Source organism: Streptomyces sp. BI87 (assembly GCF_025957665.1).
Lineage (GTDB): Bacteria > Actinomycetota > Actinomycetes > Streptomycetales > Streptomycetaceae > Streptomyces > Streptomyces albidoflavus.
Map to the genome: position 1 here is coordinate 6231801 of NZ_CP110079.1, position 16342 is coordinate 6248142.

General features: G+C 73.2%; 16 protein-coding genes. 8 read left to right on the forward strand and 8 right to left on the reverse strand.

Annotated features, from left to right (window positions below; genetic code table 11):
* The first annotated feature begins 213 nt into the window (after positions 1-213).
* The 3 genes from OIM89_RS27910 to OIM89_RS27920 all read left to right on the forward strand — a co-directional run bounded on the left by OIM89_RS27910 (position 214) and on the right by OIM89_RS27920 (position 4099).
* Positions 214-1299: an S-(hydroxymethyl)mycothiol dehydrogenase gene (locus OIM89_RS27910; protein ID WP_030695308.1), complete on the forward strand. Its 1086-nt coding sequence runs from the start codon at positions 214-216 to the stop codon at positions 1297-1299.
* Positions 1299-1928: an MBL fold metallo-hydrolase gene (locus OIM89_RS27915; RefSeq protein ID WP_047467686.1), complete on the forward strand. Its 630-nt coding sequence runs from the start codon at positions 1299-1301 to the stop codon at positions 1926-1928. The genes OIM89_RS27910 and OIM89_RS27915 overlap by 1 nt, the downstream gene beginning before the upstream one ends.
* 167 nt (positions 1929-2095) lie before the next feature.
* Positions 2096-4099, forward strand: a complete 2004-nt coding sequence (locus OIM89_RS27920; RefSeq protein ID WP_175457328.1) for an NAD-binding protein — start codon at positions 2096-2098, stop codon at positions 4097-4099.
* A gap of 46 nt (positions 4100-4145) precedes the next feature.
* Here OIM89_RS27920 and OIM89_RS27925 read toward each other — a convergent pair whose 3' ends face one another.
* Positions 4146-4622, reverse strand: a complete 477-nt coding sequence (locus OIM89_RS27925) for a VOC family protein (protein WP_030695311.1) — start codon at positions 4620-4622, stop codon at positions 4146-4148.
* 98 nt (positions 4623-4720) lie between these two features.
* Positions 4721-5989, reverse strand: a complete 1269-nt coding sequence (locus OIM89_RS27930; RefSeq protein WP_047467681.1) for an ROK family transcriptional regulator — start codon at positions 5987-5989, stop codon at positions 4721-4723.
* A gap of 166 nt (positions 5990-6155) precedes the next feature.
* Here OIM89_RS27930 and OIM89_RS27935 point away from each other — a divergent pair, with 166 nt between their 5' ends.
* The 4 genes from OIM89_RS27935 to OIM89_RS27950 all read left to right on the forward strand — a co-directional run bounded on the left by OIM89_RS27935 (position 6156) and on the right by OIM89_RS27950 (position 10872).
* Positions 6156-7475: an ABC transporter substrate-binding protein gene (locus OIM89_RS27935; protein ID WP_030695313.1), complete on the forward strand. Its 1320-nt coding sequence runs from the start codon at positions 6156-6158 to the stop codon at positions 7473-7475.
* Positions 7472-8467, forward strand: coding sequence for a carbohydrate ABC transporter permease (locus OIM89_RS27940; protein ID WP_107069990.1), 996 nt, complete (start codon positions 7472-7474; stop codon positions 8465-8467). The genes OIM89_RS27935 and OIM89_RS27940 overlap by 4 nt, the downstream gene beginning before the upstream one ends.
* 88 nt (positions 8468-8555) lie before the next feature.
* Positions 8556-9395: a carbohydrate ABC transporter permease gene (locus tag OIM89_RS27945; RefSeq protein WP_195731533.1), complete on the forward strand. Its 840-nt coding sequence runs from the start codon at positions 8556-8558 to the stop codon at positions 9393-9395.
* Positions 9396-9489: 94 nt separating this feature from the next.
* Positions 9490-10872, forward strand: a complete 1383-nt coding sequence (locus OIM89_RS27950; RefSeq protein WP_030695316.1) for a GH1 family beta-glucosidase — start codon at positions 9490-9492, stop codon at positions 10870-10872.
* A 33-nt stretch (positions 10873-10905) separates the two neighbouring features.
* Here OIM89_RS27950 and htpX read toward each other — a convergent pair whose 3' ends face one another.
* Positions 10906-11823, reverse strand: a complete 918-nt coding sequence (htpX, locus tag OIM89_RS27955) for a zinc metalloprotease HtpX (RefSeq protein WP_030695317.1) — start codon at positions 11821-11823, stop codon at positions 10906-10908.
* Positions 11824-11984: 161 nt separating this feature from the next.
* Entirely contained in the window at positions 11985-13151 is a 1167-nt protein-coding gene (locus OIM89_RS27960) for an alpha-lytic protease prodomain-containing protein (RefSeq protein ID WP_030695318.1), read from the reverse strand.
* Between the two features lie 226 nt (positions 13152-13377).
* On the opposite strand from OIM89_RS27960, the gene OIM89_RS27965 reads away from it, so the two are divergent.
* A complete protein-coding gene (locus OIM89_RS27965) occupies positions 13378-14226 on the forward strand; it encodes a DUF4389 domain-containing protein (RefSeq protein ID WP_217467668.1) in 849 nt (282 codons plus the stop codon).
* Here OIM89_RS27965 and pspAB read toward each other — a convergent pair.
* From pspAB to OIM89_RS27985, 4 genes are read right to left on the reverse strand one after another with little or no spacing between them, the layout of a single operon-like run.
* Entirely contained in the window at positions 14213-14815 is a 603-nt protein-coding gene (gene pspAB / locus OIM89_RS27970) for a PspA-associated protein PspAB (protein WP_030695320.1), read from the reverse strand. The two genes, OIM89_RS27965 and pspAB, sit on opposite strands and share 14 nt — an antisense overlap.
* A gap of 48 nt (positions 14816-14863) precedes the next feature.
* A complete protein-coding gene (locus OIM89_RS27975) occupies positions 14864-15103 on the reverse strand; it encodes a hypothetical protein (protein ID WP_030695321.1) in 240 nt (79 codons plus the stop codon).
* Positions 15104-15124: 21 nt separating this feature from the next.
* Complete coding sequence (locus OIM89_RS27980) at positions 15125-15475, reverse strand: hypothetical protein (protein WP_030695322.1); 351 nt, start codon at positions 15473-15475, stop codon at positions 15125-15127.
* A gap of 54 nt (positions 15476-15529) precedes the next feature.
* Complete coding sequence (locus tag OIM89_RS27985) at positions 15530-16282, reverse strand: sulfite exporter TauE/SafE family protein (protein WP_030695323.1); 753 nt, start codon at positions 16280-16282, stop codon at positions 15530-15532.
* Positions 16283-16342: the final 60 nt, after the last annotated feature.

Here is a 16342-nt window from a genome sequence, read left to right on the forward strand (position 1 = left end):
CTGACGAGCACTCCGTCAAACGAGTGAACCGGAGGAGGGTCACAGCGCCCGCGCGCACCCGTCCCCACCTGCACGGCGGCCCCGCGCGCCGGCTGCCGCCCCACCATCTGTGATCCTGGAGCCAGCGAGGTGCGCACGGCGGACGGGAACCCGCCGCGCCGCGCCACCGGACGGCGCCACCGCGCCGCACGACGAAGAGGAGAGTCACCAGAGATGGCACAGCACGTGCGGGGCGTCATCGCCCGCGCCAAGGGCGAGCCCGTGGAACTGACGACGATCGTGGTGCCGGACCCCGGACCCGGCGAGGCCGTCGTCGACATCCAGGCGTGCGGCGTCTGCCACACCGATCTGCACTACCGCGAGGGCGGCATCAACGACGACTTCCCCTTCCTCCTCGGCCACGAGGCGGCGGGCGTGGTGGAGTCGGTCGGCGAGGGCGTCACCGAGGTCGCCCCCGGCGACTACGTGATCCTCAACTGGCGTGCCGTCTGCGGCCAGTGCCGGGCCTGCAAGCGCGGCCGCCCGCAGTACTGCTTCGACACCCACAACGCCAAGCAGAAGATGACGCTGCTCGACGGCACCGAGCTGACCCCGGCGCTCGGCATCGGCGCCTTCGCCGACAAGACCCTGGTCGCCGCCGGGCAGTGCACCAAGGTCGACCCGGCCGCCTCCCCGGCCGCCGCAGGGTTGCTGGGCTGCGGCGTGATGGCCGGCATCGGCGCCGCCATCAACACCGGCAACGTCGGCCGTGGCGACTCGGTCGCCGTCATCGGCTGCGGCGGTGTCGGCGACGCGGCCGTCGCGGGCGCCCGGCTCGCCGGGGCCCGCCGGATCATCGCCGTCGACATCGACGACCGGAAGCTGGAGAAGGCCCGCTCGGTCGGCGCCACCCACACCGTCAACTCCCGCGAGGCCGACCCCGTCGAGGCGATCCGCGAACTCACCGACGGTTTCGGCGCCGACGTGGTCATCGAGGCCGTCGGCCGCCCGGAGACCTACCGGCAGGCGTTCTACGCCCGCGACCTGGCCGGCACCGTCGTCCTGGTCGGCGTCCCCACCCCGGAGATGCAGCTGGAACTGCCCCTGCTCGACGTCTTCGGCCGGGGCGGCGCCCTCAAGTCCTCCTGGTACGGGGACTGTCTGCCCTCCCGGGACTTCCCGATGCTGATCGACCTCTACCTCCAGGGGCGGCTCGACCTCGACGCGTTCGTCACCGAGACCGTCGGCCTGGACGACGTCGAGGAGGCGTTCGCCCGGATGCACCGCGGCGACGTGCTGCGCTCGGTGGTGGTCCTCTGATGGCCGCCCGCATCGAACACCTCGTCACCAGCGGCACCTTCTCGCTGGACGGCGGCACCTGGGACGTCGACAACAACGTGTGGATCGTCGGCGACGACACCGAGGTGATCGTGATCGACGCCGCCCACGACGCCGACGCCATCGCGGCCGTCGTCGGGGAGCGGAAACTCGTCGCGATCGTCTCCACCCACGCCCACGACGACCACGTCGACGCCGCCCCCGCCCTCGCCGACCGGTACGGCGCACCGATCCTGCTCCACCCGGACGACCTCGTCCTGTGGGACCAGACCCACCCGTCCCGCCGCCCCGACGCCGACCTCGCCGACGGCCGGCAGATCACCGTCGCCGGGACCACCCTGACGGTGCTGCACACCCCCGGCCACAGCCCCGGGGCCGTCAGCCTGTACGCCCCCGAGCTGCACACCGTCTTCAGTGGCGACACGCTCTTCCAGGGCGGCCCCGGCGCCACCGGACGCTCCTTCAGCGACTTCCCCACCATCGTCGCCTCGATCCGGGACCGCCTCCTCACCCTCCCGGAGGCGACCGTGGTCCGCACCGGCCACGGCGACACCACCACCGTCGGCGAGGAGGCCCCGCACCTCGACGAGTGGATCGCCCGCGGCCACTGACCCTGTGTCAGGTCGCCACCCGGCCCACCGGGTACGCGCCCGCTCCCGACCGGGGGCGGGCGCTTCCCGTGGCACGGGCGGGCGCGCCCGGTCCCGTACACACCCCTCACGCACCCCAGGCACCCGGAGATCACCCCCGCGCGCCCCCGATAGGGCACCCTGTCCCCGTGTCCTTCGCCTCGACCCCGTCCTCCTCGCTGCCGAGCCAAGCCCCGCCCGCCGCCCCGCACATGGTGGTCTGCGGGGACGACGCGCTCGCCCAGCGGCTCGCCGCCGAACTCGCCGACGTGTACCGGGTCCGTGTGGTCCTGCTGACCCCGGCCGGCTCCGAGAGCCGCAGCCCCGGCCTGCCCGGCGCCGCCCGCCCGCCGGGCCGCGCCTCCCTGCTGCTGGGCCGCGTCTCCTCCGTGATGAACCGCAACGGCGGCCCGGGGACGGGGAACGGCCCCACCCCGCCGCCCGCGCCGCAGGAGACCCGGCGCTCGGGCCAGGTCCGCGTGGTGGACGCCCCGGCCCCCGACGACGAGGCGTTCGCCGTGGCCCGGGTCCACACCGCCGAGGCGCTGGCCCTCGTCTACGACGACGACGAGACCAACATCCACGCCGCCCTGCGCGCCCGCCGCCTCAACCCCCGGCTGCGGCTGGTGATCCGCCTCTACAACCGCAAACTCGGCCAGCACCTCGAAGAACTCCTCGAACAGGCCGCCCACCTCGCCGGGCTCGAGGATGTCGACGCCGGCGTCACCGTCATGTCCGACGCCGACACCGCCGCGCCCGCCCTCGCCGCGGCCGCCGTCGCCGGGTCGAGCAAGGTGGTCGAGGCCGACGGCATCCTGCTGCGCGCCGCCGAGCGCGACCCCACCCTGCCGCGCCGCCCCGGCGACCCGCCCCCGGTCACCCTCGCCCTGCTCTCCGCCACCGTCAGCGACCCGGCCGGCTCCGAGGGCTCCGACAGCGACGGCGACACTCCCACCCTGCTCCCTGACGACACCGACGTGGCCGACTCCCAGAGCAGCCGGGCCACCGTCGTCCTGGAGCGCGTCGGCACCAGCGTGCCGCAGCTCCCGCGCCGCCGGCTGCGCGGCCGGGGCGCCCCGCTCGGTTCGCTCTTCTCCCGGCAGCTGCGCTGGTCGGTGGCGGGGCTGGTGGCCGCCGTCTGCGTCCTGGCGGTGGTCGCGATCGTCACCACCGACGAACGCCCGCTGCACGCCATGCACATGACGCTGCTGGACCTGCTGGCGATCAACGAGCCCGCCGTGGAGGACGGCGAGGTCCTCACCCGGAAGATCCTCCAGCTGCTCGCCTCCGTCGTCGGCATGCTGCTCCTGCCCTTCCTGCTCGCCGCCGTCCTGGAGGCGCTCGGCACCTTCCGCACCGCCGCCCACCTGCGCCGCCCGCCGCGCGGGCTCAGCGGCCACGTGGTCCTGCTGGGCCTGGGCAAGGTCGGCAGCCGGGTGCTGAGCAGGCTGCACGAGATGGAGGTGCCGGTGGTCTGCGTGGAGGAGGACCCCGAGGCCCGGGGCATCGCCCTGGCCCGGCGGCTGCGGGTGCCGACGGTCATCGGCGACGTCACCGAGGAAGGCGTCCTGGAGGCGGCCAAGGTCCACCGGGCCCGCGCGCTGCTCGCCCTCACCAGCGTCGACTCGACCAACCTGGAGGCGGTGCTCTACGCCCGGGGCGTCAAACAGGACCTGCGGGTGGTGATGCGCCTCTTCGACGACGCCTTCGCCACCGCCGTCTACCGCACCCTGCGCGCCGCCCACCCGCAGGCCCGGACCCGCAGCCGCAGCGTCTCCACGCTCTCGGCACCCGCCTTCGCGGTCGCCATGATGGGCCGCCAGATCCTCGGCGCGGTCCCCGTCGAGCGGCGGGTCCTGGTCTTCGCCGCGCTCGACGTCGCCGGCCACCCCGAGTTCCAGGACCGCACCGTCGAGGAGGCGTTCCGGCCCGGCTCCTGGCGCGTCGTCGCCCTCGACGCCGCCCGGCCGGACGAGCGCCGCGACCACCTCGGCGCGGTCCCGGGCAAGCGGCGCCCGCCCACCCTGGTCTGGGACATCCACCCCGGCTACGTCCTGCGGGCCCAGGACCGGGTGGTCCTGGTCGCCACCCGGCAGGGCCTCGGCGAACTGCTGGGCCGGCAGGGCATGACGGACCCGGCCGGCCGCGCCTGACCCGCGCGGCGCCGCCCGGCCCGGAGAGGCACGGGCGGCGAGGTGCTCAGACGCCCGCGGCCGCGTCCCGCAGCGCCTGGATGTCGAGCTTCTTCATCTCCAGCATGGCCCGGGTGGCCCGCGCGGCGGCCTCGCGGTCCGAGGAGGCCAGCAGCTCGACCAGGGCCCGGGGCACGATCTGCCAGGACAGCCCGTACTTGTCCTTGAGCCAGCCGCACTGGACCTCCTCGCCGCCGTCGGCGGTCAGCGCCTCCCAGTAGCGGTCGACCTCCTCCTGCGTCTCGCAGTCCACCGAGAGCGAGATCGCCTCGGTGAAGGTGAACTCCGGTCCGCCGTTGATGGCGACGAACTCCTGCCCCGCCAGCCGGAAGGTGACGGTGACGACGGAGCCCGGCTCACCGGGGCCCGCCTCGGTGAACCGCTCGACGCCGAGGACGCGGCCGTCCTCGAAGAGCGAGGTGTAGAAGGCCGCCGCCTCCTCGGCCTGGCCGTCGAACCAGAGATTGGTGGTGATCTTCTGCATGGCGTGCTCCCCTGCGTTCGGCTCCTCCCGGCCACCGGCGCGGGAGGCGGGGCCGCGGCGGCCCCCTCACAGGGATAGACCGCGCGGGCCCCGCCGACTCATCGGGGCAGCCGTTCGGCGGGTACCGGCGGCTGGGCGGTGGTGGTGTGGTGCAGGAGGTGGTTGAGGGGGAGAGTGGCGGCGCCCTGGGTGATGGCGTCGGGGCCGAGGGTGGAGAGCGTGATCTCGGTGTGGCGCCCCGGGTGGTGCAGGGCGTACCCGCGGGTCCGCTCGCGGATGGTGTCCAGCACCAGCGGCCCGAGCTGGAGCCCTGCCCAGCCGCCGATCAGGATGCGCTGCGGCTGGAAGAGGTTGACCAGGTCGGCGAGGCCGGCCGCCAGGTACTCGGCGGTGTCGTCCAGGATCGCCAGCGCCGTCGGGTCCGCCTCGGCGCCCGCCGCCTCCGGCCGCGCGGCCGCGAGCAGCCGGCTGATCCCGTACTCCTCGGTGGCCTCGTCGGGATCGGGCCCGCCCGCCTCGTGCCAGCGGCTCAGGATGGCCTGCGCCCCGGTGTACGCCTCCAGGCAGCCGCGTGAGCCGCAGCGGCAGACGCGGCCCCGCACCTGCACGGTCAGATGGCCGAACTCGGCCGGGGTGCCGTGGTCGATGCCGTGGATCTGCCCGTCGGTGACGATGCAGGCGCCGACGCCGGAGCCGAAGAGCACGATGGCCGCGTCGGTGGTGCCGCGCCCGCCGCCGTACCACATCTCGGCCTGGCCCAGCGCCATGGTGCCGTTGCTGATGTGGAAGGCGGTGGCGGGTGGCAGGTCGGTGGCGCCGCGCAGCAGCCGCTCCAGCGGGACGGCGTCCCAGCCGACGGTCTGGCCGTGCACGACGGCCCCCTCCGGGGTGCGCTCGACGATGCCGGGCACCCCGACGCCGATGCCGGTGAGCGTCTCGGCGGCGATGCCCGACTCCTCCAGCACGGCGGCGATGGAGCGCGCGGTGTGCGCGACGACGGTGTCGATGTCGCGGGCGCCGCCGGTCAGCGGCAGTTCGCAGCGGGCGAGTTCGGTCATGGCGAGGTCGAAGATCTCGGCGCGGACCCGGGTCTCCCCGATGTCGATGCCGATCAGGTACCCGGCTCTGGGAGCCACCCGCAGCAGGGTGCGGGGGCGGCCGCCGTCCGACTCGACGTGCCCGGCCTCCTCGACCAGTCCCTCCGCGGCCAGCTCGGTGACGACGTTGCTGATCGACCCCGAGCTGAGTCCGGTCGCGGGCCCCAGCGCCTGGCGGCTCATCGGGCCCTGGAAATACAACCGTTGCAATACGGCGGCGCGATTGCCGCGCCGCAGGTCGCGGACGGTCCGTCTGTGGTTCTCGGCCATGTGGCTCCTTCCCAGGCCGCAACATACCCGTGTGCGACCTCTTGACGCGACCTTCTCTCGGGGTTTAACTCACGTCCTAAATTAAGCCGTGACGGTGTTCGGGGACCGGACGCCGACGGTCTGTCCGCCACATGTTGGTGTTCTCCCTGGAAGGGGCGTTTGCGTCATGCGCAGATTCAGAGCCGCCTGTACGACCGCCACGGTCACCGCGCTCGCCACGGTGGTCGCCGGTTGCGGCGGAGGGACCAGCACCTCCGGCGACGGTGGCGGGGACAAGCCCAAGGAGCTCGTCTACTGGGCCTCCAACCAGGGCCCCAGCATCGAGGCGGACAAGAAGATCCTCACCCCCCGGCTGAAGAAGTTCGAGCAGGAGACCGGGATCAAGGTGAAGCTGGAGGTCGTCCCCTGGTCCGACCTGCTCAACCGCATCCTCGCCGCCACCACCTCCGGCCAGGGCCCCGACGTCCTCAACATCGGCAACACCTGGTCCTCCTCGCTCCAGGCCACCGGCGCCCTGCTGCCCTGGGACGACAAGAACTTCGACAAGATCGGCGGCCGCGACCGCTTCGTCGACTCCGCCGTCGGCTCCACCGGCGCCGAGGGCCAGGACCCGGCCGCCGTCCCGCTCTACTCCCTCGCCTACGCCCTGTACTACAACAAGGCGATGTTCGAGGAGGCCGGCGTCGACAGCCCCCCGGCCACCTGGGACGAGATGGTCACCGTAGGCAAGAAGCTGTCCAAGGACGGCAAGTGGGCGCTGGGGGCGGAGGGTTCCAACCTCTCCAACAACATCCACCAGGTGTTCGTGCTGGGCCGGCAGCACGGCGCCGACTTCTTCGACGCCGAGGGCAAGCCCGACTTCACCTCGGACGGCGCCGTCGCGGCCGTCAAGCAGTACGTGGACTTCATGGCCAAGGACAAGATCACCGCGCCCGGCAACGCCGAGTACGCCCAGAACCAGTCCCTCCAGGACTTCGCCAAGGGCAAGACCGCGATGGTGCTCTGGCAGGCCGCGGCCAGCACCTTCAAGAGCCACGGCATGGCCGACGACGACTTCGGCGTCGCCCCCGTCCCGGTCGCCTCCGGCACCCCCGGCACCGGCAAGCAGGTCAACTCCATGGTGGCCGGCATCAACATCGCCGTCTTCAAGAACTCCAAGAACCTCGACGGCGCCACCAAGTTCGTCGAGTTCATGACGAGCGACACCGAGCAGGTCCACCTCAACAAGACCTACGGCTCCATACCCCCGGTCAAGGCAGCCCAGCAGGACAAGGCGTTCGACCGCCCCGACACCGCCGTGCTGCGCGACACCCTCCTGGAGAGTGCGGCGCCGCTCCCGCAGGTCCCCAACGAGTCCCAGTTCGAGACCGCCGTGGGCACCGCCGTCAAGGAGCTCTTCGCCGACGCCGCCGCCGGCCGCGCCATCACCGACGAAGCGGTGAAGACGCGCCTGGCCAAGGCCGAGCAGCAGATGCCGAAGCAATGAGCGAATCCGTGACTGCCACCGCCGCCCGCCGCCCGGCCGCCCCCGGCCCGGCCGGGGCCCGGCGGCGCCCGCGCATCCCCGCCCGCCTGCGCAAGATCGGCCTGCCGTACCTGCTGCTGCTCCCCGCGCTCCTGCTCGAACTCCTCGTCCACCTCGTGCCGATGGTCATCGGCATCTGGATGGCGTTCAAGGAGATCACGCAGTTCTCCATCGCCAACTGGGGCGACGCCCCCTGGGCCGGGCTCGACAACTTCGCCCTCGCCGTCGACTTCAACGCCCCCGTCGGCGAGGCGCTGCTCCGCTCCTTCTTCACCACCTGCCTGTTCACCGTCCTCTCGGTCGGCCTGTGCTGGTGCATCGGCACCGCCGCCGCCGTCTTCATGCAGGACAACTTCCGCGGCCGCGGCATCCTGCGCGCCCTCTTCCTCACCCCGTACGCGCTGCCGGTCTACGCCGCCGTCATCACCTGGGCGTTCATGTTCCAGCGCGACTACGGGCTGGTGAACCACGTCCTCACCGACCAGCTCGGGCTCACCGGCGACCGGCCGTTCTGGCTCATCGGCGACAACGCCTTCGTCGCCCTGCTGACCGTCTCGGTGTGGAAGGGCTGGCCGTTCGCCTTCCTCATCGTCATGGCCGGGCTCCAGAACATCCCCAAGGAGCTGTACGAGGCCGCCGCCATCGACGGGGCCGGCGTCTGGCAGCAGATCCGCCGGATCACGCTGCCCTCGCTCGCGCCGGTCAACCAGGTGCTGATCCTGGTGCTGTTCCTGTGGACGTTCAACGACTTCAACACGCCGTTCGTCCTCTTCGGTGACTCCGCCCCGGAATCGGCCGACCTCATCTCCATCCACATCTACCAGTCGTCGTTCGTCACCTGGAACTTCGGCTCGGGCTCGGCGATGTCGGCGCTGCTGCTGCTGTTCCTGCTCGTGGTGACCGCCGCGTACCTGCTGGTGACCTCCCGCGGAAGGAAGTCCTCCGATGGCTGACGCCACCCTGACCAAGACGGCGGAGCCGACCGGCGGGGCGAGCGGGCGGCCGCCCGCGACACCCCGCTCCCGGCCGGCCCGGTCGCCGATGGCCTCGCCCCGCTCGTTCGTGTGGACCCGGTGGGTCTTCCTCGCCGTGCTCACGGTCTTCGTGCTGGTCCCGGTCTACGTGATGATCTCCAGCTCGCTGAAGCCGCTCCAGGACGTCTCGGGCGAGTTCCGCTGGATTCCCAGCGGGCTGACCGTCCGCCCGTACTTCGACATCTGGGAGACCGTCCCGCTCGCCAAGTACTTCGTGAACTCCCTGATCGTCGCCGGTGCCGCCGCCGTCTTCTCGGTGATCGTCGCCGTCTTCGCCGCCTACGGCGTCAGCCGCTACCGCTTCCGCGGCAAGCGCGTCTTCACCGTCACCGTCCTGTCGACGCAGATGTTCCCCGGCATCCTCTTCCTGCTGCCGCTCTTCCTCATCTACGTCAACATCGGCAACGCCACCGGCATCGCCCTCTTCGGCTCCCGCGGCGGCCTGATCCTCACCTACCTGACCTTCTCGCTGCCGTTCTCCATCTGGATGCTCATCGGCTACTTCGAGTCGGTCCCGAGGGAACTCGACGAGGCGGCCACCGTGGACGGCTGCGGCCCGCTCGGCGCCCTCTTCCGGGTGGTCGTGCCCGCCGCCACCCCCGGCATCGTCGCCGTCGGCGTCTACTCGTTCATGACCGCCTGGGGAGAAGTCCTCTTCGCCTCCGTCATGACCAACGACACGACCCGGACCCTCTCCATCGGCCTCCAGTCCTACGCCACCCAGAACGACGTCTACTGGAACCAGGTCATGGCCGCCTCCCTCGTGGTGAGCGTCCCCGTCGTCGCCGGCTTCCTGCTGCTCCAGCGCTACCTGGTCGCCGGACTCACCGCCGGCTCCGTCAAGTAACCGCCCGGCCTCCCCGCACCCCGTCCCGGCCTCCCGCCCCGCCGCCGGTACGGCGCCGCGCCCTGCCCCCACAGGCTCCCGAAAGGACCCGCACGTGACCACCACCGACCCCGCGCCGCTCACCGTCCCGGCCGCCCCCGACCTCAGCGGCCTGCCCGCCGACTTCACCTGGGGCGTCGCCACCGCCGCCTACCAGATCGAGGGCGCCGTCGCCGAGGACGGCCGGGCCCCCTCCATCTGGGACACCTTCTCCCACACCCCCGGCAAGGTCGCCGGCGGCGACACCGGGGACGTGGCCTGCGACCACTACCACCGCTGGCCCGAGGACCTCGCCCTGATGAAGCGGCTGGGCGTCGACTCCTACCGCCTCTCGATCGCCTGGCCCCGCGTCCACCCGCAGGGCGACGGCCCCGTCAACGAGGCGGGCCTCGCCTTCTACGACCGGCTCGTCGACGCCCTCCTCGAAGCGGGGATCACCCCGAACGTCACCCTGTACCACTGGGACCTGCCCCAGGCCCTCCAGGACCGGGGCGGCTGGCCGGCCCGCGAGACCGCCGAGCACTTCGCCGCCTACGCCTCCACCGTCGCCGAACGCCTCGGCGACCGCGTCAGCCGCTGGGCCACCCTCAACGAACCGCTCTGCTCCGCCTGGATCGGCCACCTCGAAGGCACCATGGCCCCCGGCCTGCGCGACATCGGCGCCGCCGTCAAGGCCTCGTACCACCTGCTCCTCGGCCACGGCCTCGCCGCCCAGGCCGTCCGCGCCGCCTCCCCGCACGCGAAGATCGGCATCGTCAACAACCTCTCCACCGTCTACGCCGCCAGCGACAGCGAGGCCGACCAGGCCGCCGCCCGCCGCATGGACGGCCACACCAACCGCTGGTGGCTCGACCCGGTCCACGGCCGCGGCTTCCCCGCCGACATGCGCGAGGTCTACGGCGTCGACCTGCCCGAACGCCCCGGCGACCTCGACACCATCGCCCAGCGCCTCGACTGGACCGGCCTCAACTACTACTTCCCGGCCGTCGTCGCCGACGACCCCGACGCCCCCCACCCGCACATCCGCACCGTCCGCCGCGAGGGCGTCCCGCGCACCGGCATGGACTGGGAGATCGAGGCGAACGGCCTGGAGGAACTCCTGCTGCGCCTGACCCGCGAGTACGGCGCGCACTCCATCCACGTCACCGAGAACGGCTCGGCCTTCCCCGACACCGTCGCCCCCGACGGCTCCGTCCACGACCCGGAGCGCACCGCCTACCTCCAGGACCACCTGGCCGCCTGCGCCCGCGCCGCCCGCGCCGGAGCCCCCGTCGACGGCTACTACGCCTGGTCGCTGCTGGACAACTTCGAGTGGGCCTACGGCTACGACAAGCGCTTCGGCCTCGTCCACGTCGACTACCCGACCCAGCGCCGCACCATGAAGACCAGCGGCCACACCTACGCCCGCCTCATCGAGGAGTTCCGCCGCACCCGCTGACCGGGCACCGGCCGGAGCCGGGGCGGCCGCGCCTCAGGGCCGCCCCAGCTCCCGCCCGATCTTCCGCAGCTGCTCAAGGCGCTGCTCCAGCGTCGGGTGGGAGGAGAAGAGCCGGGCCATGCTCTGCCCCGAGGAGAAGGCCGGCACGAAGTAGAACGCGTTGTAGGGCTCGGCCTCGCGCAGGTCCCGGGTCGGGATGCGGCCCATCTGGCCGGTGATCTTCGTCAGCGCCGAGGCCAGCGCCGCGGGCCGGCCCGTCAACAGGGCCGCGCCCCGGTCCGCCGACAGCTCCCGGTACCGCGACAGCAGCCGGGTCAGCAGGAACCCGACCGCGTAGACCACCGCGCTGACCAGCGGGATCAGCATGATGAGCAGGCCCGCCTGGTTGTTGCCGCCGCGTCCGCCCCTCGCCAGGCCGCCCCAGAGGGCCACCCGGGTGATCACCCCGGCCAGCACGCCGAGGAACGAGGCGATCGTCATCACCGCCACGTCCTTGTGGGCCACGTGCGACATCTCGTGCGCCAGGACGCCGTCCAGCTCCTCGGGCTCCAGCCGCCGCAGCAGCCCGGTGGTCACGCAGACCAGGGAGGTCTTCTCGCTGCGGCCGGTGGCGAAGGCGTTCGGCACGTCGCTGTCGGCGATGGCCACCTTCGGCTTCTCCATGTCGGCCAGGGCGCAGATCCGGTCGACCGCCCCGTGCAGTTCCGGCGCCTGCTCCCGGGTGACCTGCCGCGCCCCCATCCCGTACGCCGCGATGGAGTCGCTGAACCAGAACTGGGCCACGAAGAGCCCGCCGACCAGCAGCACGATCAGTGGCCAGGAGCCCTGCGCCACCGCCAGCAGCACCCCCACCAGGACCACGTACAGCAGTCCGATGAAGAACATCGTCATGACCATGCGCGCGGTGAGCCCCCGGTCACCCGCGAACCGCGATCCCCGCCGACCAGCCATCGGAGCACCTCTCACCGGCTGACAACTCTTTCCCCTCCATTCTCTCCTCACCGGCGCGAAACGTGCCGAATCGGGCCGTACCGGGCCCCGGCCGGAACGCGTGTGGCCCCTCGCACCCGGCCGGAGCCGGGTGCGAGGGGCCACGTCGTCGTCCGGAGAGGTCAGGCGGTGTGCAGGGTCAGCCCGTACCGGCCCAGGATCTCGTTGACCGGCTGGTACCAGGTCTCACCGCCGCCGGAGCAGTTGCCCCAGCCGCCGGAGGTGACGCCCTGGGCCTGGTCGCCGCTGATGAACGAGCCGCCCGAGTCGCCGCCCTCGGCGCAGACGCTGGTCTTGGTCATCTGGTGGACCGCGCCCTGGCTGTAGTTGACGGTCTCGTTCTTGGCCAGCACCGTGCCGCAGTGCCAATGGGTCGTGGAGCCGGACCGGCAGATGGAGGCGCCGACCGGCGCCTCCGCCGAGCCGCGCACCAGCTGGTCGGAGACGGTGCCCCAGCCGAGCACGACCGGCACGGTCCACCAGCCGTTGCCGACGCTCACGTACGCCATGTCGTCCCCGGGGAACGAGGAGCCCTGGAACGAGCCGATCGTGCTGTTGTCCCAGCCGCGTACTCCCTGGCCGGCCGGCCCGCAGTGGCCGGCGGTGACGAAGCCGCCGTGCACCGAGAAGCCGATCGAGCAGCGGACGTTGCCCGTGTAGTACGGGTCCCCGCCGACGGTGCCCGCCGCGAAGGTCTCCGGCGCCGCCGCCACCGTCTCCACCTCGACGGGTCCGGCCGCCCGCGCCCGCTCCACGAAGCCGCGCACCGCCTTTCCGTCCGCCTGGTCCCCGACCACGCTGACCACGACGCTGTTGGCCTGCGGGTCCACCCGCCAGCCGGCCACGCCCCGCGGCGCGTCCAGGCCGTCGATCCGCTCCTTCGCCGCGTCCAGGGTCTTCGCGCTGTGCTCCACCAGCCGAACGGAGGCGCCCGCCTCGGTCACGGCCTCGGCCGCGGCGCTGTCACTGACCGCCACCACCAGCGCGCCCTTCTCGGCGTCGAACCAGGAGCCGCCGTACGCGGCGCCGGCGGCGCGCTGGGCCTTCTTCTCGACCGCCGTCGCCTCCTTCTCGGCGGCCAGACGGGCCTTGGCCTCCGCCGGGGTGAGGCCGAGGTCCCGCTCCATCCCGGCCAGCACCGCGCCGGAGGCGACGGGCGCGGGGTCCGGGGCGGCGGTCGCCGCGGGGGTCAGGCCGAACGCGGCCCAGCTGCCGGCGAGCAGCAGGGAGGAGAGGCCGACGCGTGCTGCGGTGGTGCGTCTCGTGGTGCGTCTCGTGGTGCGTCTCACGGGGGACCCTTTCGTCGTTCCAGCGGAGTGGGGGTGGGAACGGAAGTGGTGAGAGCGCTCTCATGCAGGCTCGGCAGGAGCTTAGAAGTGCCCGCTGGGCATGTCCATACCAATAACCGGCCGGATCGCCGGACTTCGCTCACCCGCCCGGCCGACCCGGCTTGCCCGCCCCCTCCCGCGCCGGAAATCTGAGGGTTTATGCCGATCAGGCCGGGAGTGAGCCGCCATGACCGAAGGCCCGTGGGCGGGACCGATTCCGCCCTCCGCACCAATGGAGCGCCTGCCGCAGCTCGACATCCCCGCACCGGGCCCGCAGCGCCGCCTGACCGTCTTCTTCCGGCTGCTGCTGCTCGTACCGCACTTCGTCGCGCTGTTCTTCCTGCACATCGCGGCGTGGTTCGCGACGATCGCCACCTGGTTCGCCGCCCTCGCCACCGCCCGCGTCCCCGACCCGCTGTACCGCTTCCTCGCCGGCTACCTCGGCTGGGCGACCCGGGTGGAGGCCGAGGCGATGCTCCTGGTCGACCGGTACCCGCCGTTCGCCCTGCACGCCCCCCACTACCCGGTGCGCGTCGAGGTCGCCGGCGACCGGCTCAACCGCCTCGCCGTCCTCTTCCGCCTGATCCTGCTGATCCCCGCGCTGATCGTGCAGGCGCTGGCCTCCTCCGGCTGGTGGGCGCTGGGGCTCATCTGGTGGCTGATCGTGCTCGTCATGGGCCGCGTCCCGCAGCCCCTCTTCGAGGCGTCCGCCGCCGTCCTGCGCTTCCGCATGCGCACCGGCGCGTACGCGATGATGCTGACCCCCGCCTACCCGAAGGGGTTCTTCGGCGACCGTCCGGGCGCCCTGGGCACCGACGCCGAGGAGGCCGAAGAGGTCGGCCGGGTCACCGAGAACCTCGGCGCCTCCGGGTCCGCCACCCGGCCGCTGGTCCTGGGCACGCCCGCCACCGTGCTGCTGGTGGTCTTCCTCCTCGCCGGGCTGGCCGGCGGCGCCTCCGGCTCCACCTCCTCGTACACCACGGGCGACGAACCCGGACGCGAGCCCAGCCCCTCCCCGACCGTCACGGACCGCTGAGCGCCGGACTGTTCCACAGCGGGTACCAGCGGCCGAGGTCCGCCTCCAGCGGCAGTTCGTGCTCCAGCGCCCCCTGGACGCGCAGCTCCAGCGCGTTGTCGCGGCGGTCGGCCTCCCGGGGCGCGAACGGGTAGAAGGTGCCGCGCTTGTAGAGGTAGACCAGGCCCAGCGGCCGCCCCGCCTCGTCGCTCTCCTCCGGGCCGGTGAAGCCGACGAGGGAGCAGAGGAGCTGCGGGCCCCAGCCGTGGTCCTGGAGCATGCTGTTGATCGTGTGCAGGTCGTTGACGAGGGCCGGGAGGTCGTCCGGGGGCTGCTCGACCTGGAGCCAGGTGTAGCCGTACCGGTCCTGGCTGTACTCCACCGGCTCCCCGCCCTGGGCGGTGTCGGTGTCCAGCAGCTCCCTGATCTCCTGCTTGAGCCGCGCGAACTGCCCGCCCTCGACGCCGGTGAAGCAGACCGCCCCCCGGCCGGTGGGGGTGAAGCCGGTGGCCGCCTGGAGTTCCAGGGCGGCCGAGGGCAGGGCGAACCAGTCGTCCAGGTTGGGCTGGATCTGCTTGCGGCGGCCGAAGAGGGCGTCGAGGAATCCCATGAGGCGATCTTCCGTGATCCGCGCGGGGTTCCCGCCGCGACGTGCCGGTCAGCAGCGGCCCGGCCCGCCTCCCGGCCCGGCGGGAGCCGCGAGGACGGCGCGGTGGGCCACCGCGTCACCGGCGGGGGAGAGGTGGACGCCGTCCGACCAGAGCGGGCCGGCGCCGGGCGCGGCCTCCCGCGCCTCGGTGAAGGCGGCGTACAGGTCGGCGAAGAGGGCGCCCGCCCGGGCCGCCTCCTCGGCGGCCACCGCGTTGTACCGGCTCAGCTCGGCGTTGAACTCCGCCACCGGGACGCCCGCACCGCCGGGTCAGAGTGGGGTCGTCGGCCGGGCGGGGGCGTACCAGCCGAGGGCCGCGGCGACGAAGAGGGCGGTGGTGAGGAGGACCGCGCCGGCGCGCAGGGCGGGGGAGGAGGTGGTGCGGGCGGCCACCGTCCAGGCGAGGAGGGGGAGTGCGATCCCGATCAGCACCATCGCGGGGAAGTCGAGGTAGAGCACGCTCCAGTTCGGGCTGGTCTCGAACTCGCCGGGCCACCGGCGGGGAGCCGCCACCGCCCAGGAGCCGAGTCCGGCGGCCCCGCCGAGGGCGGCGGCGAGGCAGCCTCCGGTGGTCTCGGCTCTGCCGTCGGCCTCCGGGCGGTTCCGCTTCGTCGTGGTCATGGAGGTGGGGACGTTCTGTGATCGTTTCCGGTTCCGTGCGGTGGCGTGTCCCCGTCAGCGCAGGACGAAGGCGTCCACCAGCATCAGCGCGGCGACGGCGAGCAGCGCCGCTCCGAAGACGCGTTGCAGGGCGCGCCCGGAGACCCGCGCGGCCAGCCGCCGGCCGTCCCAGGCGCCGAGGACGGCGGCGGCGGTGAAGGGCCCGACCACCGTCCAGTCCAGCGCCGAGAGCGTGCCGCCGCGGGCCGCGAGGGAGGCGGTGGAGGTCAGGGTGATGACGAGCAGGCTGGTGCCGACCGCCGCCCGCATCGGCAGCCCGACCACCCGCACCAGGGCGGGTACCCCGAGGAACCCGCCGCCCACCCCGAGCAGCCCGGTCACCGCGCCCAGCCCCGCTCCCGCCCCGGCCGCGCGTGCGGTGTTCGTCCCGCCGGTGGCGGGAGCCTCGTCGCGGGCCCGCAGCATCCCGGCGGCGGCCACGGCGGCCAGGACCGAGAAGGCGGCGGTGAGCAGGGCCTCGGGCAGCCGGGCGGCGAGCAGGCCGCCGAGGACGGCCGGGAGGAGCCCGGCGGCGGCGAAGAGCAGGCCGGCCCGCCAGCGGACGTTGCCGTCGCGGCCGTGGGCGTACAGCGAGGTGGCCGTGGTGATCGCGACGATGACCAGGCTGGCGGTGGTCGCCTCCACGGGGGAGAAGCCCAGCAGGTAGACCAGGGCCGGGACGGCCAGCACGCTGCCGCCGCCGCCCATGCCGCCGAGCGCGAGCCCGACCACCGCGCCGGCCAGCAGGGCGAGGACCACGGCGCTCATGCCGTGCCCTCGGACGGGACGGAGCGGAGCGGGGGACAGCCGGGGTGGGACATGGCGCGG

Bases quoted from the DNA above. Each gene is read 5' to 3' on its own strand.
- OIM89_RS27910 (WP_030695308.1), top strand. From the start codon at position 214: ATGGCACAGCACGTGCGGGGCGTCATCGCCCGCGCCAAGGGCGAGCCC.
- OIM89_RS27915 (WP_047467686.1), top strand. From the start codon at position 1,299: ATGGCCGCCCGCATCGAACACCTCGTCACCAGCGGCACCTTCTCGCTG.
- OIM89_RS27925 (WP_030695311.1), bottom strand. From the start codon at position 4,622: ATGCAGAAGATCACCACCAATCTCTGGTTCGACGGCCAGGCCGAGGAG.
- OIM89_RS27930 (WP_047467681.1), bottom strand. From the start codon at position 5,989: ATGGCCGAGAACCACAGACGGACCGTCCGCGACCTGCGGCGCGGCAAT.
- OIM89_RS27935 (WP_030695313.1), top strand. From the start codon at position 6,156: ATGCGCAGATTCAGAGCCGCCTGTACGACCGCCACGGTCACCGCGCTC.
- OIM89_RS27940 (WP_107069990.1), top strand. From the start codon at position 7,472: ATGAGCGAATCCGTGACTGCCACCGCCGCCCGCCGCCCGGCCGCCCCC.
- OIM89_RS27945 (WP_195731533.1), top strand. From the start codon at position 8,556: ATGGCCTCGCCCCGCTCGTTCGTGTGGACCCGGTGGGTCTTCCTCGCC.
- htpX (WP_030695317.1), bottom strand. From the start codon at position 11,823: ATGGCTGGTCGGCGGGGATCGCGGTTCGCGGGTGACCGGGGGCTCACC.
- OIM89_RS27965 (WP_217467668.1), top strand. From the start codon at position 13,378: ATGACCGAAGGCCCGTGGGCGGGACCGATTCCGCCCTCCGCACCAATG.
- pspAB (WP_030695320.1), bottom strand. From the start codon at position 14,815: ATGGGATTCCTCGACGCCCTCTTCGGCCGCCGCAAGCAGATCCAGCCC.
- OIM89_RS27980 (WP_030695322.1), bottom strand. From the start codon at position 15,475: ATGACCACGACGAAGCGGAACCGCCCGGAGGCCGACGGCAGAGCCGAG.
- OIM89_RS27985 (WP_030695323.1), bottom strand. From the start codon at position 16,282: ATGAGCGCCGTGGTCCTCGCCCTGCTGGCCGGCGCGGTGGTCGGGCTC.